This is a genomic window from Streptomyces albiaxialis, from assembly GCF_039530985.1.
Taxonomy (GTDB): Bacteria; Actinomycetota; Actinomycetes; order Streptomycetales; family Streptomycetaceae; genus Streptomyces; species Streptomyces albiaxialis.
Genome location: NZ_BAAAPE010000015.1, coordinates 29,629 through 47,667, shown reverse-complemented (window position 1 = coordinate 47,667; position 18,039 = coordinate 29,629). Strand labels below are relative to the sequence as shown.

Below are 18,039 nucleotides of genomic sequence, written 5' to 3'. Positions count from 1 at the left end.
GGCGGGCGGAGCTCGGCCCGCGCGCGGGATGATGGCGGGGTGCGACGTCTCACTCCCAGTCAGTTGTCACGGCTCCTCACCGGCTGGTCCCTCGACGGCGACGGCCACGGGGACGACGCGGGCGGCGACGGCGGCTCGCTCCCCGGGCGGCTCGCGGGCGCCCTGCGCGAGCTGGCCGAACGCGGCGACGTGCCCGCCGGGACGGTGCTGCCCTCGCAGCGCGCCCTGGCCGCGGTGCTGGGCGTCAGCCGTTCGACCGTGACGGCCGCCTACGGCGAGCTGGAGGCCGAGGGGTGGCTGGAGAGCCGCCAGGGCAGCGGCTCGCGACTCCGCGGCACGCCGCTGACCAGGGAGAACGGCGCGGAGGGGCGGCTCGCGAGCTTCGACGAGCGGCACGGGGACCCGACGGCGGACGCCGTCGATCTCTCCAGCGGCGCGCTGCCCGGCATCGCCGCGGTGGACACCGCGATCGACGGGCTCTCGGCGGAGGAGCTGGGCCCGCTGCTGCGCACGGACGGCTATCTGCCGTACGGGCTGCCCGCGCTCCGCGAGGCGCTCGCCGACGCCTACGCGCAGGCCGGTACGCCCACGCGCCCCGACCAGATCCTCGTCACGGCGGGCTCGCAGCAGGCCGTGTGGCTCCTCGCGCAGGCGCTGGTCGACCCCGGGGACACGGTGATGACGGAGAACCCGACGTACCGGGGCGCGCTGGAGGCCCTGCGGTCCCGGGGCGCGCGGCTGGTGCCGCTGCCGGACGACGGCACGGGCACACCGACCGGCCCGGGCGCGGTCCCGGGCGCGGGTGCGGTCCCGGGCGCGGGCACTGGCGCCGCCGGTGGAACGGACGCCGGGCTGCTGCGGCACGTACGCCCCCGGCTGGTCTACCTCCAGCCCACCGCGCACAACCCCACGGGCCGCAGCCTCTCCCCCGCCGGGCGGCGGGCGTGGGCGGCGCTGCTGACGCGGCTCGCCGAGGAGCAGGGGCTGTTCACCGTCGAGGACACGGCGTGCGCCGAGCTGACGCTGGACGGGGACGCCGCGCCGGTTCCGCTGGCCTCGCTGCTGCCGGGCGCGAGCACGGCGACGGTGGGTACGCTCTCGAAGCTGTTCTGGGGCGGGCTGCGCGTCGGCTGGATCCGGGCCGCTCCCCCGCTGGTGCGGCGGCTGGCCGGGATCAAGAAGTCGGTGGACCTCTCGGGCCCTGTGCTGGACCAGGTGCTGGCCGTACGGCTGCTCGCGCGGATGCCCGCGGCGCGGGCCCAGCGCAGGGGCGCGCTGCGCGAACGGCTGGCGCACGCCGAGGAGTTGCTGCGCGCCCACGCGCCCGGGTGGGAGTGGGAGCGGCCCTCGGGCGGGCCCGCGCTGTGGGTGCGGATGCCGGGCGCGGACGCGGAGGCGACGGCCCATCTCGCCCGCCGCCGGGGCGTGCTGGCGGTGCCGGGGCCCGCGTTCTCGCCCGTGGACGGCTTCCGGGACCGGCTGCGGCTCCCGTACGCACACGAACCGGAGCTGCTGGAGCGGGCGTTGCCAGTGCTGGTGGAGAGTGTGCGCCACTCGGGTCCGTGAACGTCACAGGGGTGGACAGGGGCCTCGCGGGCTCTCACCCTGTCGGAGCATGTACCGTCCCGATCTCTCCCCCGTCGGGGACAGCCTCGCGCTGTCGTCCCTCGTCGCGGCGCTGCCGCTGCTGACCCTGTTCGTGCTGCTGGGCGGCCTGCGGCTGAAGGCGCACTGGGCGGGCCTGGCCTCGCTCGGGGTCGCGGTGGGCGTGGCCGTCGTGGCGTACGGCATGCCGGTGGGGCTCGCGCTGCTGTCGGGGACGGAGGGGGCCGCGTTCGGGCTCTTCCCGATCATGTGGATCGTGCTGGCGGCGCTGTGGGTGTACCAGCTCACGGTGCACAGCGGCCGGTTCGAGGACCTGCGGCGGGCGTTCGACCTGGTGAGCGGGGACGCGCGGGTGCAGGCGCTGATCATCGCGTTCTGCTTCGGCGCGCTGCTGGAGGCGCTGGCGGGGTTCGGGGCCCCGGTCGCCATTACGGGTGTCATGCTCATGGCCGTCGGCTTCACGCCCGTACGCGCCGCCGTCACCGTGCTCGTCGCGAACACCGCGCCCGTCGCCTTCGGCGCCATCGCCACGCCCATCATCACCGCGGGCAGCCTCACCGGGATCCCGTACGAGGACATCGGCGCGTACGTCGGCCGCCAGACGCCGCTGCTCGCGCTCTTCGTGCCGCTGCTGCTGGTCACGCTCGTGGACGGGCGGCGGGGGATCCGGCAGACGTGGCCCGTGGCGCTGGTGTGCGGGGTCGCGTTCGCGGTGGCGCAGTTCGTGAGCGCGACGTACATCTCGGTGGAGCTGACCGACATCGTCGCCTCGCTGGTGGCGCTCGCGGCCGTCGTGCTGTTCCTGCGGGTGTGGCAGCCGGAGCCGGTGCCGGAGTCCGGGCCCGTGGCCCCGGACTCGGCCCCGGACTCGACCCCGGGCTCGGCCTCGGACTCGACCCCGGGCTCGGCCTCGCGCGAGGGTGTGCCCTGGCGGCGCGTCCTGATGGCGTTCCTGCCGTACCTCGTGGTGATCGGCGTCTTCTCCGTGGCCAAACTGTGGGACCCCGCCAAGGAGTTCCTCGCGGACACCGACGTCGAGGTGGCGTGGCCCGGCCTCGACGGCGAGGTCCTGACGGCGGACGGCGAACGCTCCTCCACGACCGTCTACGTCCTCCCCTGGCTCTCCTCCCCCGGCTCCCTGCTCCTGCTGTGCGGGGCGCTGGTCGCGGCCGTCTACCGGATCCGCCCGTGGGACGCCTGCCGCGAGCTGGTCCGTACGGTCGTCACGCTGCGCTGGGCGCTGCTCACTGTCGCCTCGGTGCTGGCCCTGGCGTACGTGATGAACCTGTCCGGGCAGACCATCACCATCGGCACGTGGATCGCGGGCGCGGGCGCGGCCTTCGCCTTCCTCTCACCCGTCCTCGGCTGGCTCGGTACGGCCGTCACGGGCTCGGACACCTCGGCCAACGCGCTCTTCGCCACGCTCCAGCAGACGGCGGCGCGGAAGGCGGACCTGGACCCGACGCTGCTCGTCGCGGCGAACACCTCGGGCGGTGTCGTGGGCAAGATGATCAGCCCACAGAACCTGACGATCGCGGCGACGGCGGTGGGCATGCTCGGCCGCGAGGCGGAGCTGTTCCGCAAGGCGATCGGCTGGAGCGTGGTACTGCTGCTGGTCCTTTGTGTCCTGGTCTTTCTTCAGGCCCACGCGCTGAGCGGCATGCTGCCATAGGGGGGCTCAGCGGCCTTAGGGCGCTGCCGAGGAAGTGCCCCGAGGCCTGCCTTGCAGGCTGCGGGTGCTCCGTGGCCGATATCGCGTGGTTCCCCGCCGTCAGGCCTCGCGGGCGGGGCCCCGGCGGGGGCGGCGGCGGCCGCCTCGGCGGGGTCGGCGGGGGCGGGTGGAAGCGGGGCCCGGGGCGCGCCCCGCCGGGGTGGCGGGGGCCGCGGCGACCGGCGTGACCGGGATGCCGGAGGGCGTACGGGCGCCGGTGACGCGGGCCAGCTCGGGGTCGTCGGCGCGGCCTATCGTCACCGTGCTGGCGGCGACGCCCGCCTGCGCCATCAGGCCGGTCATCTCCCGCCGCTGCTCGGGCAGCACGAGGGTGACGACGGCGCCCGAGGCGCCCGCGCGGGCCGTTCTGCCGCCCCGGTGGAGGTAGTCCTTGGGGTCGGTGGGCGGATCGACGTTGAGGACGAGGTCGAGGTCGTCGATGTGGATGCCGCGCGCGGCGATGTTGGTGGCGACGAGGACGCTCGCGGTGCCGCCCTTGAACTGGTCGAGCGCGCGGGTGCGCTGGGGCTGGGACTTGCCGCCGTGCAGGGCCACGGCGTGGACGCCGTGCGCGAGGAGCGACTTCGTCAGCCGGTCGACGGAGCGCTTGGTGTCGCGGAACATCAGCACGCGCCCCTCGCGCGCGCCGATGCGCGCGGCGACGGCGAGCTTCTCGGCGGTCCCGACGTGCAGCACGTGGTGGGCCATGGTGGTGACGACGCCCGCGGGCGGGTCCACGGAGTGCGTCACCGGGTCGCTGAGGAAGCGCCGCACGAGACGGTCCACGTCGCGGTCGAGCGTCGCGGAGAACAGCATCCGCTGGCCGTCCGGGTCCACCTGCTTCAGCAGCGCCGTGACCTGCGGCAGGAACCCCATGTCGGCCATCTGGTCGGCCTCGTCGAGGACGGTGACGCGCACCTGGTCCAGCGCGCAGTCGCCGCGCTCGATGAGGTCCTTGAGGCGGCCCGGGGTCGCGACGAGCACCTCGGCGCCGTCGCGCAGCGCACGGGCCTGACGGGTCAGCGAGACGCCGCCGACGACGGTGGTGACACGCAGCCGCAGCGCGCGGGCGTACGGCGAGAACGCGTCGGTGACCTGCTGCGCCAGCTCCCTGGTGGGCACGAGCACCAGCGCGAGCGGGCTCCGTGCCTCGGCGCGGGTCCCCGCCGTGCGGGCGAGGAGCGCGAGGCCGAAGGCGAGGGTCTTGCCGGAGCCGGTACGGCCGCGGCCGAGCACGTCGCGCCCGGCGAGCGCGCTGGGCAGCGTGGCGGCCTGGATGGCGAAGGGGGCGGTGATGCCCTCCTTGCGCAGGGCGGCGAGCAGCGGCGCGGGGAGGTCCATCTCGTCGAACGTCGTGACGGGGGGCGGCGCGGGCGCGGCCGGCGCGGAAGGCGCGGACGGCACGGTTGGCGCGGCGGCGGGCTCGGCGGACCGGGGGGCCGTCGCGGGCCCCTTCCTCTGGTGTGCCCGGCGTCCGTGGCGGGAGCGCGGGGAGCGTCCGCCACCGGAGCGGGAGCCGGGGTCGCCGGGATTACGAGAGGTCACGCGGATCGCCTGCTTCGGTGCGCCGGGAGGCCGTGCGAACGGCCGGAAGGACCGGCGTCCCGGGCGGACCGGGTGAGCCGGGGTCGAGCGGGTGCGGGCCGGATTCCGGTGACGTACCGGGGAGTTGAGGGCCCGCACAGGGCTGGGGCCCGCACCACGCGGGTGCGGGCCCCAGTCGGGCTGAGCGGGGCTCAGGCCGGGGTGATGTTCTCCGCCTGCGGGCCCTTCTGGCCCTGCGTGACGTCGAAGTTCACCTTCTGGCCCTCGTGCAGCTCACGGAAGCCCTGGGCGGCGATGTTCGAGTAGTGGGCGAAGACGTCAGCGCCGCCGCCGTCCTGCTCGATGAAGCCGAAGCCCTTTTCCGAGTTGAACCACTTCACGGTTCCAGTGGCCATGTCATTTCTCCTTCAGGGGGCTGGAAGTCCACACCTCGTGGACTCCTCGTCGCCGCAATGACCCCCATCCAGAGATGAAACTCTGGAAAAACAAAATGCGCCTGCGGTCACAACCACCAGGCGCACATAAGTCATGGGTACCAAAACTGCAACGCCTTCACACTAACACGCCCTCCCGTGAAGGGAAAGCAACAGAGGGTCAGTGATGATCTCCGTGCCCGCCGTGGTCCCCGTGCCCCGGGACCGTGCCGTCGGGCTTGGCGATCAGCAACAGGCCCGCCATCCCCATGTCGGAGTGGCTCTGGACATGGCAGTGGTACATCCACGCGCCCGCCCCGACGCCCTCGCCCGCGAGGACCTGGAACCCGAACGAGTCGGCGGGGCCTGTGATCTTGTTGTCGATGACGGCGCTGGGGTCGTCGGGGCCCTCCAGCATGCCCGTACGGTTGTCGGCCCAGCGGTGACCGTGGACGTGGAACGTGTGGTAGTACTCGCCGTGCGTGATCATGATGATCTCGATGCGGTCGCCCACCGTCGCCTTGAAGTCGGGGCCCTTCTTGAGGTTGTTGGTGGTCATGTCGTTGAAGACGATCGTGAACTGCCGGTCCGGGTCGGGCAGGATGTCGCCCTCGCGGCGCACGATCATGGGCCCGTAGAGGCCGTTGCGGATGCCTCCGGTGCCGTGCTCGGTGCCGACGACGTGGTCGTGGTAGTGCCAGTAGCCCGCGCTGCCGGGGCGCCAGGTGCCGTCCTTGCGGCGGCCCGGCGCGTGGGTGCGCCAGGTGTACGTGCGCTTCCCGCCGGGCTCGACGTGGCTGTCGTTCATCTTCGTGCCGTCGTTGTTGATGTCGTAGTCCACGCCGTGCGGGTGGAGGCTGGCGGCGACGTCCATCGTGTTCTCGAACTCGATGTGCAGGGTGTCGCCCTCGATCAGCTCGATGAGGGGGCCGGGGATGCCGGCCTTGCCCTTCTCCAGGCCGTATCCCATCTGCCCGTTCGGCAGCTTCTCGGCGTAGATCTTCATGCGGCGGGTCTCGCCGCCCTTGCCCGCGCGGCGTACGGAGCCGGCGGCGCGGGGCGCGGCGGACGGGGAGGAGGCGGCCGTGAGGGCGGCGCCGCCGAGCGCGGCGGCGGCCCCTCCGGCGAAGAGGCGGCGGGTGAGGGCGCGTCTGGGGTGCGGGTCGGTGCGGTCGGCGGTCTCGGTCATCGTGCTCCCCCCGGTGAGGTGAGGTGAGGCGAGTGAGGCGAGTCGGACGCGTTCGTGAGTCGAGCCGCGAGGGACGGTAGCGCGAGGATCTTCGTTTATCCACACTCAGGACAAAGTTCGTTGTATCGCGGTCATAGCTCTTGGCGAAGCACCAAAAGAGGTCTAGCTTCTGCGACGTTCTGTGACAGAAGTGAGGTGGATCGCCTATGCGGCTCGAACCGCAGCAAAGACCCTCACCGCGACGAGGGTGGAGCACGTTACGGAGCAGAACCCGGCGCCGCGGGGCCCGCGGCAGGCTTGCGGCGCTCGTGGCAGGGGCGCTGGCGGCCGGGCTGCTGGGCGCCCCGGCGCTCGCGGGGCAGGCGCCCGACCGGGCCACGCCGAAGCTCCAACTCCCCTCGCCGCCCGGCGGGGAGGACGTCAAGGTCCTGGTCTTCCACGGCGCGACGGGCGAGGAGTCGCCCACCGTCGACGCGGGGATCGAGGCCATCGAGAAGATCGGGCAGCAGGGTCCGGCCCGCGAGCGGTTCACCATCACCGCGACCGACGACCCGGCGGTCTTCGCCAAGCCCCGGCTCGGCAAGTTCAACGCCGTCGTCTTCCTGACCGGCGACGGCGACGTGCTCACGCCCGAGCAGGAGGCGGGCCTGGAGAGCTACATGGAGGCCGGGGGCGGGTTCCTGGGCGTCCATGGCGCGGCGAACGCCGAGCCGTACTCGGACTGGTTCACCGGGCTGGTCGGCGCGCGGCCCGCCGCCACGAGCCCCGAGAAGGCGCAGCGCGCCACCGTGGAGGTCGGCGACCGGAACAACCCCGCCACCAAGGGCCTCCCGGTCGAGTGGAAGCGTCCCGACAAGTGGCTCAACTGGAAGAAGAGCCCGAGCGGTTCGGTCCATACGGTCGCACGCGTACGGGAGAACACGTACAAGCCCGGCGAGGGCGCCAACGGCTGGGACCACCCGGTCTCCTGGTGCCGTGACTACGACGGCGGGCGGTCCTTCTACACGGCGATGGGCGGCACCGAGGCCAGCTACGCCGAGACCGACTTCCGCTCCCATCTGCGCGGCGCGCTGATGTGGACGACGCGGCTGGAGCGCGCGGACTGCCAGGCCGCGATCTCCTCGAACTACAAGGCCGAGCGGATCACCCAGCCCAACCAGCCGGGCCAGTCCGACCAGATCGGCGAGCCGCACGGCGTGGTCACCGCGAAGGACGGCCGGGCCTTCTACATCGGCCGGGGCGGCGGCGACGCGAAGGCGCCCGTGGTCACCGACTGGAACGACCCGGACATCGGCAAGGGCAAGGGCCAGGTCCACGTCTACGACCCGGCGACGAAGAAGGTCACCCTCGCGGGCGAGCTGACCGTCTTCGGCAACAAGGGCGGTGGCGACGAGCTGGTGAAGAACGAGGAGGGCCTGCTCGGCATCGAGCTGGACCCGGACTTCGCCTCCAACGGCTGGGTGTATCTGCACTACACGCCGCACAGCGAGATCAACCGGGACACGCACATGGCCGAGCGGCGCGTCTCGCGCTTCACCCTCGACCAGAAGACGAACAAGCTGGACCTGAAGTCCGAGAAGGTCCTGCTCAAGTGGCCCGTCCAGATCCACAGTTGCTGCCACGCGGGCGGCGGCATGGCCTGGGACTCCAAGGAGAACCTCTACATCGCGACCGGGGACAACAACTCCTCGCGCTTCTCCGACGGCTACTCGGGCAACAACCCCGAGCCGAACTTCAAGGGCGTCTCCTTCGCCGACGCGCGCCGCACGGCGGGCAACACCAACAACCTCAACGGCAAGATCCTCCGCATCCACCCCGAGGACGACGGCACGTACACGCTGCCGGACGGGAACCTGTTCACGGGCAAGGAGGAGGACGAGGGCGGCGGCAAGACGCGCGGCGAGATCTATGTGATGGGCGTGCGCAACCCGGCGCGCATCTCGATCGACAAGAAGACCGACACGCTCTACGCGGGCTGGGTCGGACCCGACGCGGGCGAGCCGAGCACGACCTGGGGACCGGCGAAGTACGACACCTTCGCCAAGATCACCAAGGCGGGCAACCAGGGCTGGCCGTACTGCATGGGCAACAACCAGCCCTACCGCGACCGCAATCTGCCCGACCCGAGCAAGCCGCTGGGCTGGTACGACTGCGACAACCTCAAGAACGAGTCTCCTAACAACGACGGCCTGGTGAAGATCCCGCCGGCCCGGCCCAACAACATCTGGTACTCGCCCCAGGGCGGCGGCCCCGACTTCCCGAGGAACGCCGACGGCGTGCCCAGCTACAAGCTCGGCGAGCAGAAGCTGCGGCTCCCCTGGCTCAAGGGCGGCGGCCAGGCCGCGATGAACGGCCCGGTCTACCGCTACGACGCGGCCGGCGGGTCGAAGGACAAGTGGCCCGAGTACTGGGACGGCAAGTGGTTCGTCGGCGACCTCTACGACGGCGAACAGCCGCGGCACGCCGTGGTGATGCCCGACACCGACACGCCGGGCGCGCTGCCCGCGCACGCCGAGAGCCTGGACGGCATCGTCCCGGTCGGCGAGGGCGGCATCCGCAACCTGATGGACTGGAAGTTCGCCCCGGACGGCTCGCTGTACGTCCTGGACTACGGGCGCGGCTTCTTCACCTCCGACGACAAGTCGGCGCTGTGGCGCGTCACGTACAAGGGCGGGCCGCCGACACCGGCGGAGGGCGACCTGGCCGAGCCTCCCGAGGGGGCGTCGCGATGAGACGGACGACACGACACGCCCGGCGACCCCTGATCGCGCTGCTGTCGGCGCTGCTGATGGTGCTGGGGCTGACCACGGCCTCGGCGTACGGCCAGAAGTCGGCGCCGCCGGAAGGCCCCCGGCAGGAGGCTGCGGCCGAGCAGCAGGTGCTGACCTGGACCGCGGGCAACGACATCAACAAGTACACCTCGGCGCCCGCCACCGCCGTGGCCGGGAAGGCGACCATCGTCTTCGAGAACAGCGAGGCCACGGGCAACACGACGGGCATGCCGCACACCCTGACCTTCGACACCTCCAACCCCGACTACAACCAGGACGTCGACCTCGACATCCTCGCCAACCCCGGCGACGCGCAGGGCGGCAAGCACACGGCCGAGGTGACCCTCACCCCGGGCACGTACCGCTACCACTGCACGATCCCCGGGCACGGCGCGATGCAGGGCACCCTCGTGGTGACCGGCGACCCGGGCGAGGACACCGCGCCGCCGGAGACCTCCGCGAAGGTCGACGGGGAGAAGGACGACGCGGGGAACTACCTCGGGATGGCCACCGTCACCGTGACCGCGTCCGACGCGGGCTCGGGCGTGGACACCATCGAGTACGCGCTCGGCGACGGCGCCTGGCAGCCGTACACCGCGCCGGTGATGGTCCACGAGGTGGGCACGCACAAGGTCCGCTACAGAGCCAAGGACAAGGCGGGGAACACGGCCGCGGAGAAGTCCGTCGAGTTCACGGTCGTCCAACCGCCGGACGAGGACACGACGCCGCCGACGGTCTCCGCGAAGGCCGAGGGCTCGAAGAACGCGGACGGCGACTACGTCGGCAAGGCCGAGGTCACCGTCGAGGCGAAGGACGACAAGTCCGGCGTGGACAAGGTCGAGTACTCCCTGGACGGCGGCCCGTACCTGGCCTACGCCGACCCGGTCCTCATCGACCGTACGGGTCACCACACGGTGCTGTACCGGGCCACGGACAAGGCGGGCAACACCTCCGAGTCCGGCAAGCTGTCCTTCCGCGTGGTGCCGGGCGGCGGCGTGCCGTCGCCGGACTGCCCGGAGTTCGACGAGCGGCTGACCGTCATCGTCGGCACGGTCGACACGGGCGTGCCGAACCGGATGACGCAGCGGCGCTGCACCATCAACGAGCTGATCGAGGACGAGAAGGAGTGGACCTCGCAGGCGCTCTTCCTCAAGCACGTGAAGAGCGTGACGGCGAAGCTGCTGAAGGACGGCGTGATCGTCGAGCGTGAGCGCAAGCTCATCAATCGCGCCGCCCGCCAGTCCGGCATCGGCACGCCGGGCCAGGACACCGGCTACAAGCCGCTGTTCGACGGCACGAAGGAGTCGTTCGCGAAGTGGGAGCACGTCGGCGGCGGGGCCTTCGGGCTCAACGGCGACGGCACGATGACCACGTCCTCGAAGGTCGAGGGCATGGGCATGCTGTGGTTCCCGCAGCGCAGGTACGGCGACTTCTCACTCAAGCTGCAGTGGCGGGACGACGCGCCGGGCGACGCCGACTCCCGGGCCAACAGCGGCGTCTTCGTCCGCTTTCCCGACGTCCATGACCACCCGGAGGAGTCCCGGCCCGAGTGGGTCTCCATCAAGTACGGCCATGAGCTGCAGATCCTCGACAGGCCGGACGGCGACATGTACAAGTCCGGCTCGGTCTACGGCTTCGACCGGGTGAACCTCGCGAACGCGGGCGTCACCCCGAAGGGGACCTGGAACGACTACGAGATCCGCGTGATCGACCAGCACTACCAGATCTACCGCAACGGAGTGCTGATCAACGAGTTCGAGAACAAGGGCGGCCAGGTGTTCAACCCGCCGCGCGACGACGACCCGGGCACGGACGGGCGCCGCTACGCGTCGGGGTACCTCGGCCTCCAGACCCACAGCACGGGCGACGTGACGTCGTTCCGCGACATCCGGATCCGCGAGCTGTAGGGGGTACGCCGAGCAAGGCTCCGGCCCCGGTTCTCCCTCTGCGGAGAACCGGGGCCGGACCGGGTATTCGCCGGGGCGCTGAGCAGGGACTGCCCCGTCCTGTGCATCGCAGCCGACCGCCACATCGTGGTCGCGCGCGCAGTTCCCCGCGCCCCCTGAAGCGGCCCCTCCGGGGCCTGCTTCGGGGCTACTCCGAGGCGCTCATCAGCCAGGGAAGCGCGCCGGGATCCGCGTCATAGCCCTGGACGTCGCCCCGCAGCTCCCAGCCGCCGGTGCCGGTCCGCACGAACTCGGCCACCTTCGCCGCCGTCGCGCCCGCGACAGCGGAGAAGTCGTCCTGTGCCAGTTCGGTGTAGCCCTCGCGGAGCTTCACCTGCGTGTTCTGCACGTCGCCGAACGTGCGCCGCACGCCGGGCTGCTGCTGGATCGCGACGCCGACCAGCACCCGCACGTACCGCGGCGCCAGCCGCTCCAGCTCCAGCGTCATGACCTCGTCGGCGCCGAAGCCCTGGCCGGTCTGGCTGTCGCGGTTGAGGGTGATGGTGCCGTCGGGCGAACGACTGTCGAAGGACACCAGGTAGTCCGGCTCCTCCAGGGCGTCCGTGGTGAACGTCGCGGCGATTATGTCGAGGTCGCACGGCGGGGCCCCGAGCGGGGCCGGATCCCATTTGAGCGATACCTCGACCTTGTTGAGCCCTTTGTTCAGACCGCCCACGGGACCACCCTTTCTCGGGACCGCCAACTTCCTGGATCTTCGCGGCAGTTTCCCATCTTGCCACGGAGCGTGCGCGCTCAGGCGTCCACGCGTCGCAGGGCCGTGTACTGGAGGACGGCGAAGCCCGCGACGACCGCCGCCTGGAGCGGGGCCCAGACCGTGCCGGCGGTGGTGAGCCCGTCGAACCAGAGGGTCATGGCCGCGATGCTCAGGACGGCCCAGGCGAGGTTGATCTCGACGATCGCCCGGACGGCGAGCCGGGGCGCGGGACGCCGGGTCGCGGTCCAGCCGACGGCTACGGCGTACAGGACCAGCCCGGCGCCGAGGCCCGCCAGCAGTTCCTGGCCGACGCCCAGCAGCCGCCCGCAGGGGCCGGAGAGCAGCAGGTAGGCCAGGCCGTTGACGCCGGTGACGGCCGCGTCGAGGGCGAGGAAGCGGCGCAGCCAGACGGCGGCGGACGCGTCGGTGTGCGGTCGCGCGTAGGACAGAGCCATGAGGAGCACCTCCAGGTCGGAGCGGAGTGGGCACGCCCCACACTGCCGGGGCGCCCGCCGGGGGTCGATTACCGCCGGGGTAATCCCCGGGCCTCACGGCGCGCGCCAGCGCTCCCCGTCGCGTACGCGCGCGAAGCCGAGCCAGAGCGCTTCCATCGCGGCCCGTACGACGCGCTCGCGGGGCACGTCGCGGTGGTCGAGCCACCACAGGGCGAAGCCCTGGAGGACGGCGCGGCAGGCCTCCCAGGCGAGTTCGGCCTCGATATCGCCCGGCTCGTAGGGCGTCAGGCCGATCTGGTCGGCGAAGAACGGCAGCAGCGCGTCGCGGCTCCCCTCGACGACGGCGGCGTGCTCGGCGCGCACTCGCCCGCCGCCCCGAACACGTGGCACCCCGCCGGGGGACGGGCGCGGCCCCGCCGCCGGGGAGCCGTCACGGGACGGCTCCGGCGGACGAGGGCAGCGGCTGATACCGGTTGCCGTGGTAGACGACGGGCGCGCCGGGCTCCGCCGCGACACCGGCGTCCGTCCACACGGGCCGCCCCAGCACGAGGGTGTGGTCGGCCGCGCCGATGAGCCGCTCGCGTACGCAGACGCAGGCGGCGACGGCGCCCTCCAGCACCGGCGCCCCGGCGCGCATCCGCCACGGGGTGCCCGCGAACCGGTCGGCGTGCCGCGCGGCGCCGCCCGCGAACCGGCCCGCCAGTTGGCGCTGGTCCCAGCCCAGCACGTTGATGCCGAAGGCGCCGTGCCCGGCCACGGCGGCGAGCGTACGGCTGCCGTCCGCGAGGGAGACCAGCAGCAGCGGCGGGCGCAGTGACACCGACAGAAACGCGTTCACCGTGCACCCCGCGGGCTCCCCGCCCAGCGTGCCGGTGACGACGGCGACCCCGGTCGCCCAGGCCCGCATGAACGCCCGTACGTCGGGCCCGGAGGCCTCTCCCGGGATCGCGCGCGTTCCGGCCGCGCGGGGGCCGTCCTCCTCGCGCAGGGCGCTCATGACACCTCCTCCAGGACGTCCGGGGCCGTGTCCGGCCGCGCGGCGCAGCGGGAGCGGAGGGCGAGCAGCTCCCCCCGGTCGGCGCCCGGCAGGCCCAGCGCGCGGTCGCAGTCACGCGCCGCGGCGTCCCAGGAGCCCGCGGCGGCGTGCACGAAGGCGCGGTTGTAGAGCAGGTCCGGGTCGTCGGGGGCCTGCCCCAGCGCCCGGTCGAGGTCGGCGAGCGCCCGTGCGGGGTCGCCCGCCTCGTGGGCGAGGGCCGCGCGGGCGGCGAGCGCGCCGACGAGGGTGGTGTCGGTGGCCAGCGCGGCGTCGAAATCGGCGCGGGCCGCGTCCGCCTCGCCGTCGCGCAGCGCGAGCATGCCGCGTACGCACAGCAGGCGCGGCTGCGCGGGGTCGAGGCGCAGCCCGTCGGCGACGAGGGCGCGTACGGCGTCCGTCCCGTCCGACTCCAGCAGCAGGTCCGCGAGGGACGCGCGGGCCTCCGCCTGGTCGGGCTCCAGCTCGACGACGCGGGCGAACTCGGCCGCCGCCTCCTCCGTCCTGCCCATCTCCAGCAGCAGGTCGCCGCGGTTGTAGTGCAGTTCCCAGAAGGGCGGGGAGAGGGAGATGGCCCTGTCGTAGTCGGCGAGGGCACCGCGCGGGTCGCCGAGTTTGCGGCGGACGTCGGCGCAGTCGAAGTAGTAGTCGGGGTAGTGGGGGTCGGCCTCGATGACCTTGAGGAAGTCCGCGAGGGCCTCCTCCGGACGGCCGAGCGCGTCCTTGAGCTTGCCCCTGTTGTGGACGAGCACGGACTTGTGCAGGCGGTGCTGGTCGGGACCGAGTTCGGTGCGCAGCCGTTCCATGCCCAGCTCCACGAGCCGCAGCGCCTCGTCGAGGTTGCCCAGGTGCATCTCGACGAGGGCGAGGCCGTTCTGCTGGAACGTCAGATGGAAGGCGCGCTCCTCGCGGTCCTCCCACTGGGAGGCGAGGGCGATCGACCCGTTGATGGCGGCCTTGGCACGGCGGTGGTCCCGGTTCTCGGCGGAGCGGAAGCGGGTGTAGATCATCGCCATCGCGTATCCGGTGAACAGGTGCAGCCCCGGTTCGTCGAACATGCAGCGCAGATCGAGGTAGAGGTCCTCGGCCTCCTCGTACTGCCCCAGCACCGCCAGGGCCGTGGTGGCCTTGGTGGCGATCTGCCAGTACTGGACGGTCTCGGTACGCGGGTCGGTGAACTCGCGGCCCCGCACGCCGTAGTCGTACAGCGCGTGGTAGAAGCCGCGCTCCACGGCGAAGTCGGCCGCCTCCCTGAGGGCCTCGCCCGCGCGGCCCCGACTGCTGCCGCGTTCGAGGTGGTAGGGGAGGGCGCCGAGGAAGGCCCCCGGCACCTCCCGCAGTTCGGCGGCGCGCCCCTCGTGCAGCGCGACGGCCGCGTCCGGTTCGGCGGCGCGGAGGGCGTCGTACGCCTCCCGCTCGGCCGGGTCCTCGCCGGTGCAGTCCGAGGCGACGAACGCGCGGGCGAGCGCGTCCCGGCTCCGGCCCTCCCCCGTCGGCCTCGTCCCGGCCCGTACGTCGAGCGGCGTGCACCGGGTGTGCTCCGCGAGCGCGCCGCGCAGTTCCCCGGGCAGGTCCCCGCCGTCGCCCCGCGTGTGGACGGTGATCCGCAGCGGCCCCGTACGGGAGCGGCGCAGCAGGATGGCGAGGAACTCCTGGTCGGTGTGGTCCGCCTCGTCGACGCGGGTGAAGGCGAGCGTGAGAGGCGCGCCGCCCGGGGCGAGCCGGGCCCAGGAGTGCAGGAACTCGGTGATGCCGTGCGCGATGCGCCGGGTGCGCGTCGGCGCGTACAGCCGCGTGCGTTCTACGGGGACGGCGAGGGCGGTGAGGGTCGCGGGCGCGGCCCCGATGAGGGCGTGCAGCTCGGGCGCGACGGTGAGGATCTCGATGGTGTGCGCACGTGGCAGCGCCGGGTCCGCGGCGTGGGCGGCGGGCACCAGGGCCCGCACGAGCGCGCCGACGCCGGTGTACGGGCCGCGCAGCCGACGGTGGCAGTCGACCGTGTGGTCGGCGCCGTGGCGGTCGGACCGGTGGCCGTCGGATCCATGGCCGTCGGGCCCATGGCCGTCGGGCCCATGGCCGTCGGGCCCATGGCCGTCGGGCCCATGGCCGTCGGACCGGTGGCCGGTCACGGGTGCGAGCGCGAGCGCCGCGTGTGCCGCCGCGTCCGGGCCCGTGATCCAGGTGTGGGTGGTGGTCATACCGACTGTTCCTTCCGGGCGGAGCTGACGGAGCGGGAGCCGCGCCCCGCGAACAGCGGGAGCGCGACGAACTGGACCACGGCCAGCAGCAGGGTGACCGCCGAGTCCCAGAACCGCGCGTCGTCCAGGGACGCGCGGCCGAAGCCCTCCACGACGCGGGTGGCGAATTCGAGGACCACGGGCCCGACGACGAGCAGGGCGCCCGCCACCAGGAAGAGGACGCCGCCGACGAGGATCACCGCGTACCAGGGCGCGACGGCCCGGTCGCGGGGCGACCACTCGCGCTCCTCCAGGCCCGCGAGCCGGACCCCGGGGATCCGGGCCAGGAGGGGGAAGGTGCGGCGCAGGTACGCGGAGGCCACCTCGTGGAGGTTGGTGCAGCCCAGGGCCGTCGCGACGACGTAGTACATGTCGGTGCGCAGGCACAGGTAGAACTGCCACGCGAGCCGGATGAGCGTCACATAGCAGACGGCCAGCGCGAGCCCGCCTGGCCACGAGAGGGTGCCGTCGGCGAGGTCGGCCCCCGCGAGCGTGAGGGTGACGCAGACCATCACGGCGTCGGTGAGCATCCCCGCGAGGAACGGCAGATAGCGCCGCGCGCGCGGGACGCCGAGCAGCCCGTCGAGGCTCGTCTCGAAGACCGGCAGGAAGTATCTGCGGCCCATGCCGAGCCTGGTCGGCAGCCCCAGCCTGCGTCCCGCCAGCGCGTGGGCTCCCTCGTGGAGCAGCGCCAGCGGGAGCTGGACCAGCGCGAGGCCGAGCTGGACGACGAGGAGGGACGGGGAGAAGAAGACGTGCCGGGCGTGCGGGCGTACGCCCGGCTCGCTCACGAGGAACCAGACAGCCACGGCGGCGAGCAGCACGTAACAGGCCCAGGCCCAGGGCGAGAAGACCGCCCTGCCGAGGGTCCGGAAGCGGACGCGGGGCAGTTCGGCGGGGGCCGCGCCCTCGCCGCGTACGAAGCCCAGCTCGTCGAGGGTGGCGACGAAGTCGTCCATGTCGACGGTCTCGCCGTACGTCGCCTCGTACCACGCGGCGGCCTCGGGGGCGGGCGCGCCCTCGGCGAGGCGGCCCAGGAGGGCGGCGCCGTCGGCGGGCAGCAGGGCGTAGGCGGCGGCGTCGGCACGGCCCACCATGACGCCGTCGGGCTCGGGGACGAACGTCAGAGGATGCAGGGAAACGCGGGTGACGGCATTCATCGTGGCTCGGGATCTCTTCCGGCAGCGGGAAAGGGCCAGGGGGCTTCTGATGGATCTCCGTGGAGCGACGCCGCGGAGATCCATCAGAAGCCCCCTGGCGGCGGGGCCCGTGCGGGAGCGTTCCTCCGCGCGAGCCCCGCGTGTGGTCGGTGCGGGACCCGCGGGGACGGCACTCGGGCCGCCCGGGCGCGGGCCCCGCGAAGGTGGGCTCAGCAGCCCCAGGTGTAGATCCCGGCGGACGACGTCAGCTTGACGGCGCCGGTCGTGCGGACCGTGATGGTCTTCATGGCAGGCGTGTCCCCGCCGCTCAGCAGCAGGTGCACTGGTAGACGCCGGCGGACGACGTCAGCTTGATGGAACCGGTCTTGCGCACGGTGATCTTCTTCATGGATCTCACTTCCCCGTTCGGGTCTGGGAGCGCCGGACCTCCCGGCGTGACCGTCACGCTGCCAGCGCGCAACGGGGCGGCACATGGGGAGGCGCCCCCCATGTTCCGCGCCCCGCCCGCCGCCGAATGCGGGGGCGCCGCCCCCATGCCCCGGGGGCGGCGCACGGCGAGGCTCGTGCCATGCGAGACGACACCCTTTCCGTTCTCGTCTGCGGATCCAGCGCGGCGAGCAACCTGCCTTCGTATCTGACCTGGCTGCACCAGGAGATCGACCTGCCTCTCCGGGTCCTGCTCACCCACAGCGCCGAGCGGTTCGTGCCCCGGGAACTGGTGGCCTGGCACGTCGACGAGATCTTCACGAGCGACGATCCGGGCCTGAACCCGACCGAGTTCGCGCGCCGTTCGCTGGCGGTCGTGGTCCTGCCCGCGACGGCCCACATGCTGGCCTCGGCGGCGCTCGGCCTGGGCGGCTCGCCCGCGCAGACCGTGTTGCTGGCGGCCGAGCGGCCCGCGCTGTTCTTCCCGAGCATGAACGGGATCATGTGGGCCAGGAAGTCCACCGCTCGCCACGTCGAGGCGCTGCGCGCGGACGGCCACACCGTCGTCGAGCCGCGCGAGTCCGAGGTGTACGAGCTGTGGCAGCGCGAGGTCGTCATCGGGCCCGCGCTGCTCCCGCCCGACCAGGCCGCGGAGACCGTCGTCAAGTGGGTGGAGGCGGGGCTCCCGGCGGATTGACACTCAGCTCATTGCTGTGCGCGTCCCCGAATACCCCGCTACGACGCCCACCCGGTGCCGCTACCGTGCGGGACGAGCACAGTGGAGAGCACGAGCGCATCACGACGGGGGACGTCATGCGGGGGATGCACGCGGA

General features: G+C 72.8%; 14 protein-coding genes. 5 read left to right on the top strand and 9 right to left on the bottom strand.

Going from position 1 to position 18,039, the window contains the following annotated elements; all coding sequences use genetic code 11:
* The first annotated feature begins 39 nt into the window (after positions 1-39).
* A complete protein-coding gene (locus tag ABD343_RS29430; RefSeq protein WP_344532442.1) occupies positions 40-1,566 on the top strand; it encodes an aminotransferase-like domain-containing protein in 1,527 nt (508 codons plus the stop codon).
* Positions 1,567-1,615: 49 nt separating this feature from the next.
* The gene (locus ABD343_RS29425; RefSeq protein ID WP_344532441.1) at positions 1,616-3,277 is read left to right on the top strand and encodes an L-lactate permease; all 1,662 of its coding nucleotides are present in this window, start codon (positions 1,616-1,618) and stop codon (positions 3,275-3,277) included.
* Positions 3,278-3,376: 99 nt separating this feature from the next.
* Here the strand turns inward: ABD343_RS29425 and ABD343_RS29420 are convergent, their stop codons facing one another.
* The 3 genes from ABD343_RS29420 to ABD343_RS29410 all read right to left on the bottom strand — a co-directional run bounded on the left by ABD343_RS29420 (position 3,377) and on the right by ABD343_RS29410 (position 6,463).
* Positions 3,377-4,861, bottom strand: coding sequence for a DEAD/DEAH box helicase (locus tag ABD343_RS29420; RefSeq protein WP_344532439.1), 1,485 nt, complete (start codon positions 4,859-4,861; stop codon positions 3,377-3,379).
* A 191-nt stretch (positions 4,862-5,052) separates the two neighbouring features.
* Positions 5,053-5,256: a cold-shock protein gene (locus ABD343_RS29415; protein WP_028436804.1), complete on the bottom strand. Its 204-nt coding sequence runs from the start codon at positions 5,254-5,256 to the stop codon at positions 5,053-5,055.
* A 199-nt stretch (positions 5,257-5,455) separates the two neighbouring features.
* The gene (locus ABD343_RS29410; RefSeq protein ID WP_344532437.1) at positions 5,456-6,463 is read right to left on the bottom strand and encodes a multicopper oxidase domain-containing protein; all 1,008 of its coding nucleotides are present in this window, start codon (positions 6,461-6,463) and stop codon (positions 5,456-5,458) included.
* A gap of 206 nt (positions 6,464-6,669) precedes the next feature.
* On the opposite strand from ABD343_RS29410, the gene ABD343_RS29405 reads away from it, so the two are divergent.
* Positions 6,670-9,195: a ThuA domain-containing protein gene (locus tag ABD343_RS29405; RefSeq protein ID WP_344532436.1), complete on the top strand. Its 2,526-nt coding sequence runs from the start codon at positions 6,670-6,672 to the stop codon at positions 9,193-9,195.
* Positions 9,192-11,141: an OmpL47-type beta-barrel domain-containing protein gene (locus ABD343_RS29400; protein WP_344532434.1), complete on the top strand. Its 1,950-nt coding sequence runs from the start codon at positions 9,192-9,194 to the stop codon at positions 11,139-11,141. The genes ABD343_RS29405 and ABD343_RS29400 overlap by 4 nt, the downstream gene beginning before the upstream one ends.
* 187 nt (positions 11,142-11,328) lie before the next feature.
* Here ABD343_RS29400 and ABD343_RS29395 read toward each other — a convergent pair whose 3' ends face one another.
* The 6 genes from ABD343_RS29395 to ABD343_RS29370 all read right to left on the bottom strand — a co-directional run bounded on the left by ABD343_RS29395 (position 11,329) and on the right by ABD343_RS29370 (position 16,780).
* Positions 11,329-11,856, bottom strand: a complete 528-nt coding sequence (locus tag ABD343_RS29395) for a TerD family protein (RefSeq protein WP_344532433.1) — start codon at positions 11,854-11,856, stop codon at positions 11,329-11,331.
* Between the two features lie 77 nt (positions 11,857-11,933).
* A complete protein-coding gene (locus ABD343_RS29390) occupies positions 11,934-12,350 on the bottom strand; it encodes a hypothetical protein (protein ID WP_344532431.1) in 417 nt (138 codons plus the stop codon).
* Between the two features lie 93 nt (positions 12,351-12,443).
* On the bottom strand, positions 12,444-12,713 hold the full coding sequence (locus ABD343_RS29385; protein ID WP_344532429.1) for a hypothetical protein: 270 nt from the start codon (positions 12,711-12,713) through the stop codon (positions 12,444-12,446).
* Between the two features lie 67 nt (positions 12,714-12,780).
* Positions 12,781-13,347: a flavin reductase family protein gene (locus ABD343_RS29380; RefSeq protein ID WP_344532427.1), complete on the bottom strand. Its 567-nt coding sequence runs from the start codon at positions 13,345-13,347 to the stop codon at positions 12,781-12,783.
* The gene (locus tag ABD343_RS29375) at positions 13,344-15,581 is read right to left on the bottom strand and encodes a tetratricopeptide repeat protein (RefSeq protein WP_344532426.1); all 2,238 of its coding nucleotides are present in this window, start codon (positions 15,579-15,581) and stop codon (positions 13,344-13,346) included. Before ABD343_RS29375 ends, ABD343_RS29380 begins: the two co-directional genes overlap by 4 nt.
* Complete coding sequence (locus ABD343_RS29370; protein ID WP_344532425.1) at positions 15,578-16,780, bottom strand: hypothetical protein; 1,203 nt, start codon at positions 16,778-16,780, stop codon at positions 15,578-15,580. Before ABD343_RS29370 ends, ABD343_RS29375 begins: the two co-directional genes overlap by 4 nt.
* A gap of 568 nt (positions 16,781-17,348) precedes the next feature.
* Here ABD343_RS29370 and ABD343_RS29365 point away from each other — a divergent pair.
* Complete coding sequence (locus tag ABD343_RS29365; protein WP_344532424.1) at positions 17,349-17,903, top strand: flavoprotein; 555 nt, start codon at positions 17,349-17,351, stop codon at positions 17,901-17,903.
* Positions 17,904-18,039 lie beyond the last annotated feature (136 nt).

Bases quoted from the DNA above. Each gene is read 5' to 3' on its own strand.
- ABD343_RS29425 (WP_344532441.1), top strand. From the start codon at position 1,616: ATGTACCGTCCCGATCTCTCCCCCGTCGGGGACAGCCTCGCGCTGTCG.
- ABD343_RS29415 (WP_028436804.1), bottom strand. From the start codon at position 5,256: ATGGCCACTGGAACCGTGAAGTGGTTCAACTCGGAAAAGGGCTTCGGC.
- ABD343_RS29410 (WP_344532437.1), bottom strand. From the start codon at position 6,463: ATGACCGAGACCGCCGACCGCACCGACCCGCACCCCAGACGCGCCCTC.
- ABD343_RS29405 (WP_344532436.1), top strand. From the start codon at position 6,670: ATGCGGCTCGAACCGCAGCAAAGACCCTCACCGCGACGAGGGTGGAGC.
- ABD343_RS29400 (WP_344532434.1), top strand. From the start codon at position 9,192: ATGAGACGGACGACACGACACGCCCGGCGACCCCTGATCGCGCTGCTG.
- ABD343_RS29390 (WP_344532431.1), bottom strand. From the start codon at position 12,350: ATGGCTCTGTCCTACGCGCGACCGCACACCGACGCGTCCGCCGCCGTC.
- ABD343_RS29380 (WP_344532427.1), bottom strand. From the start codon at position 13,347: ATGAGCGCCCTGCGCGAGGAGGACGGCCCCCGCGCGGCCGGAACGCGC.
- ABD343_RS29375 (WP_344532426.1), bottom strand. From the start codon at position 15,581: ATGACCACCACCCACACCTGGATCACGGGCCCGGACGCGGCGGCACAC.
- ABD343_RS29370 (WP_344532425.1), bottom strand. From the start codon at position 16,780: ATGAATGCCGTCACCCGCGTTTCCCTGCATCCTCTGACGTTCGTCCCC.
- ABD343_RS29365 (WP_344532424.1), top strand. From the start codon at position 17,349: ATGCGAGACGACACCCTTTCCGTTCTCGTCTGCGGATCCAGCGCGGCG.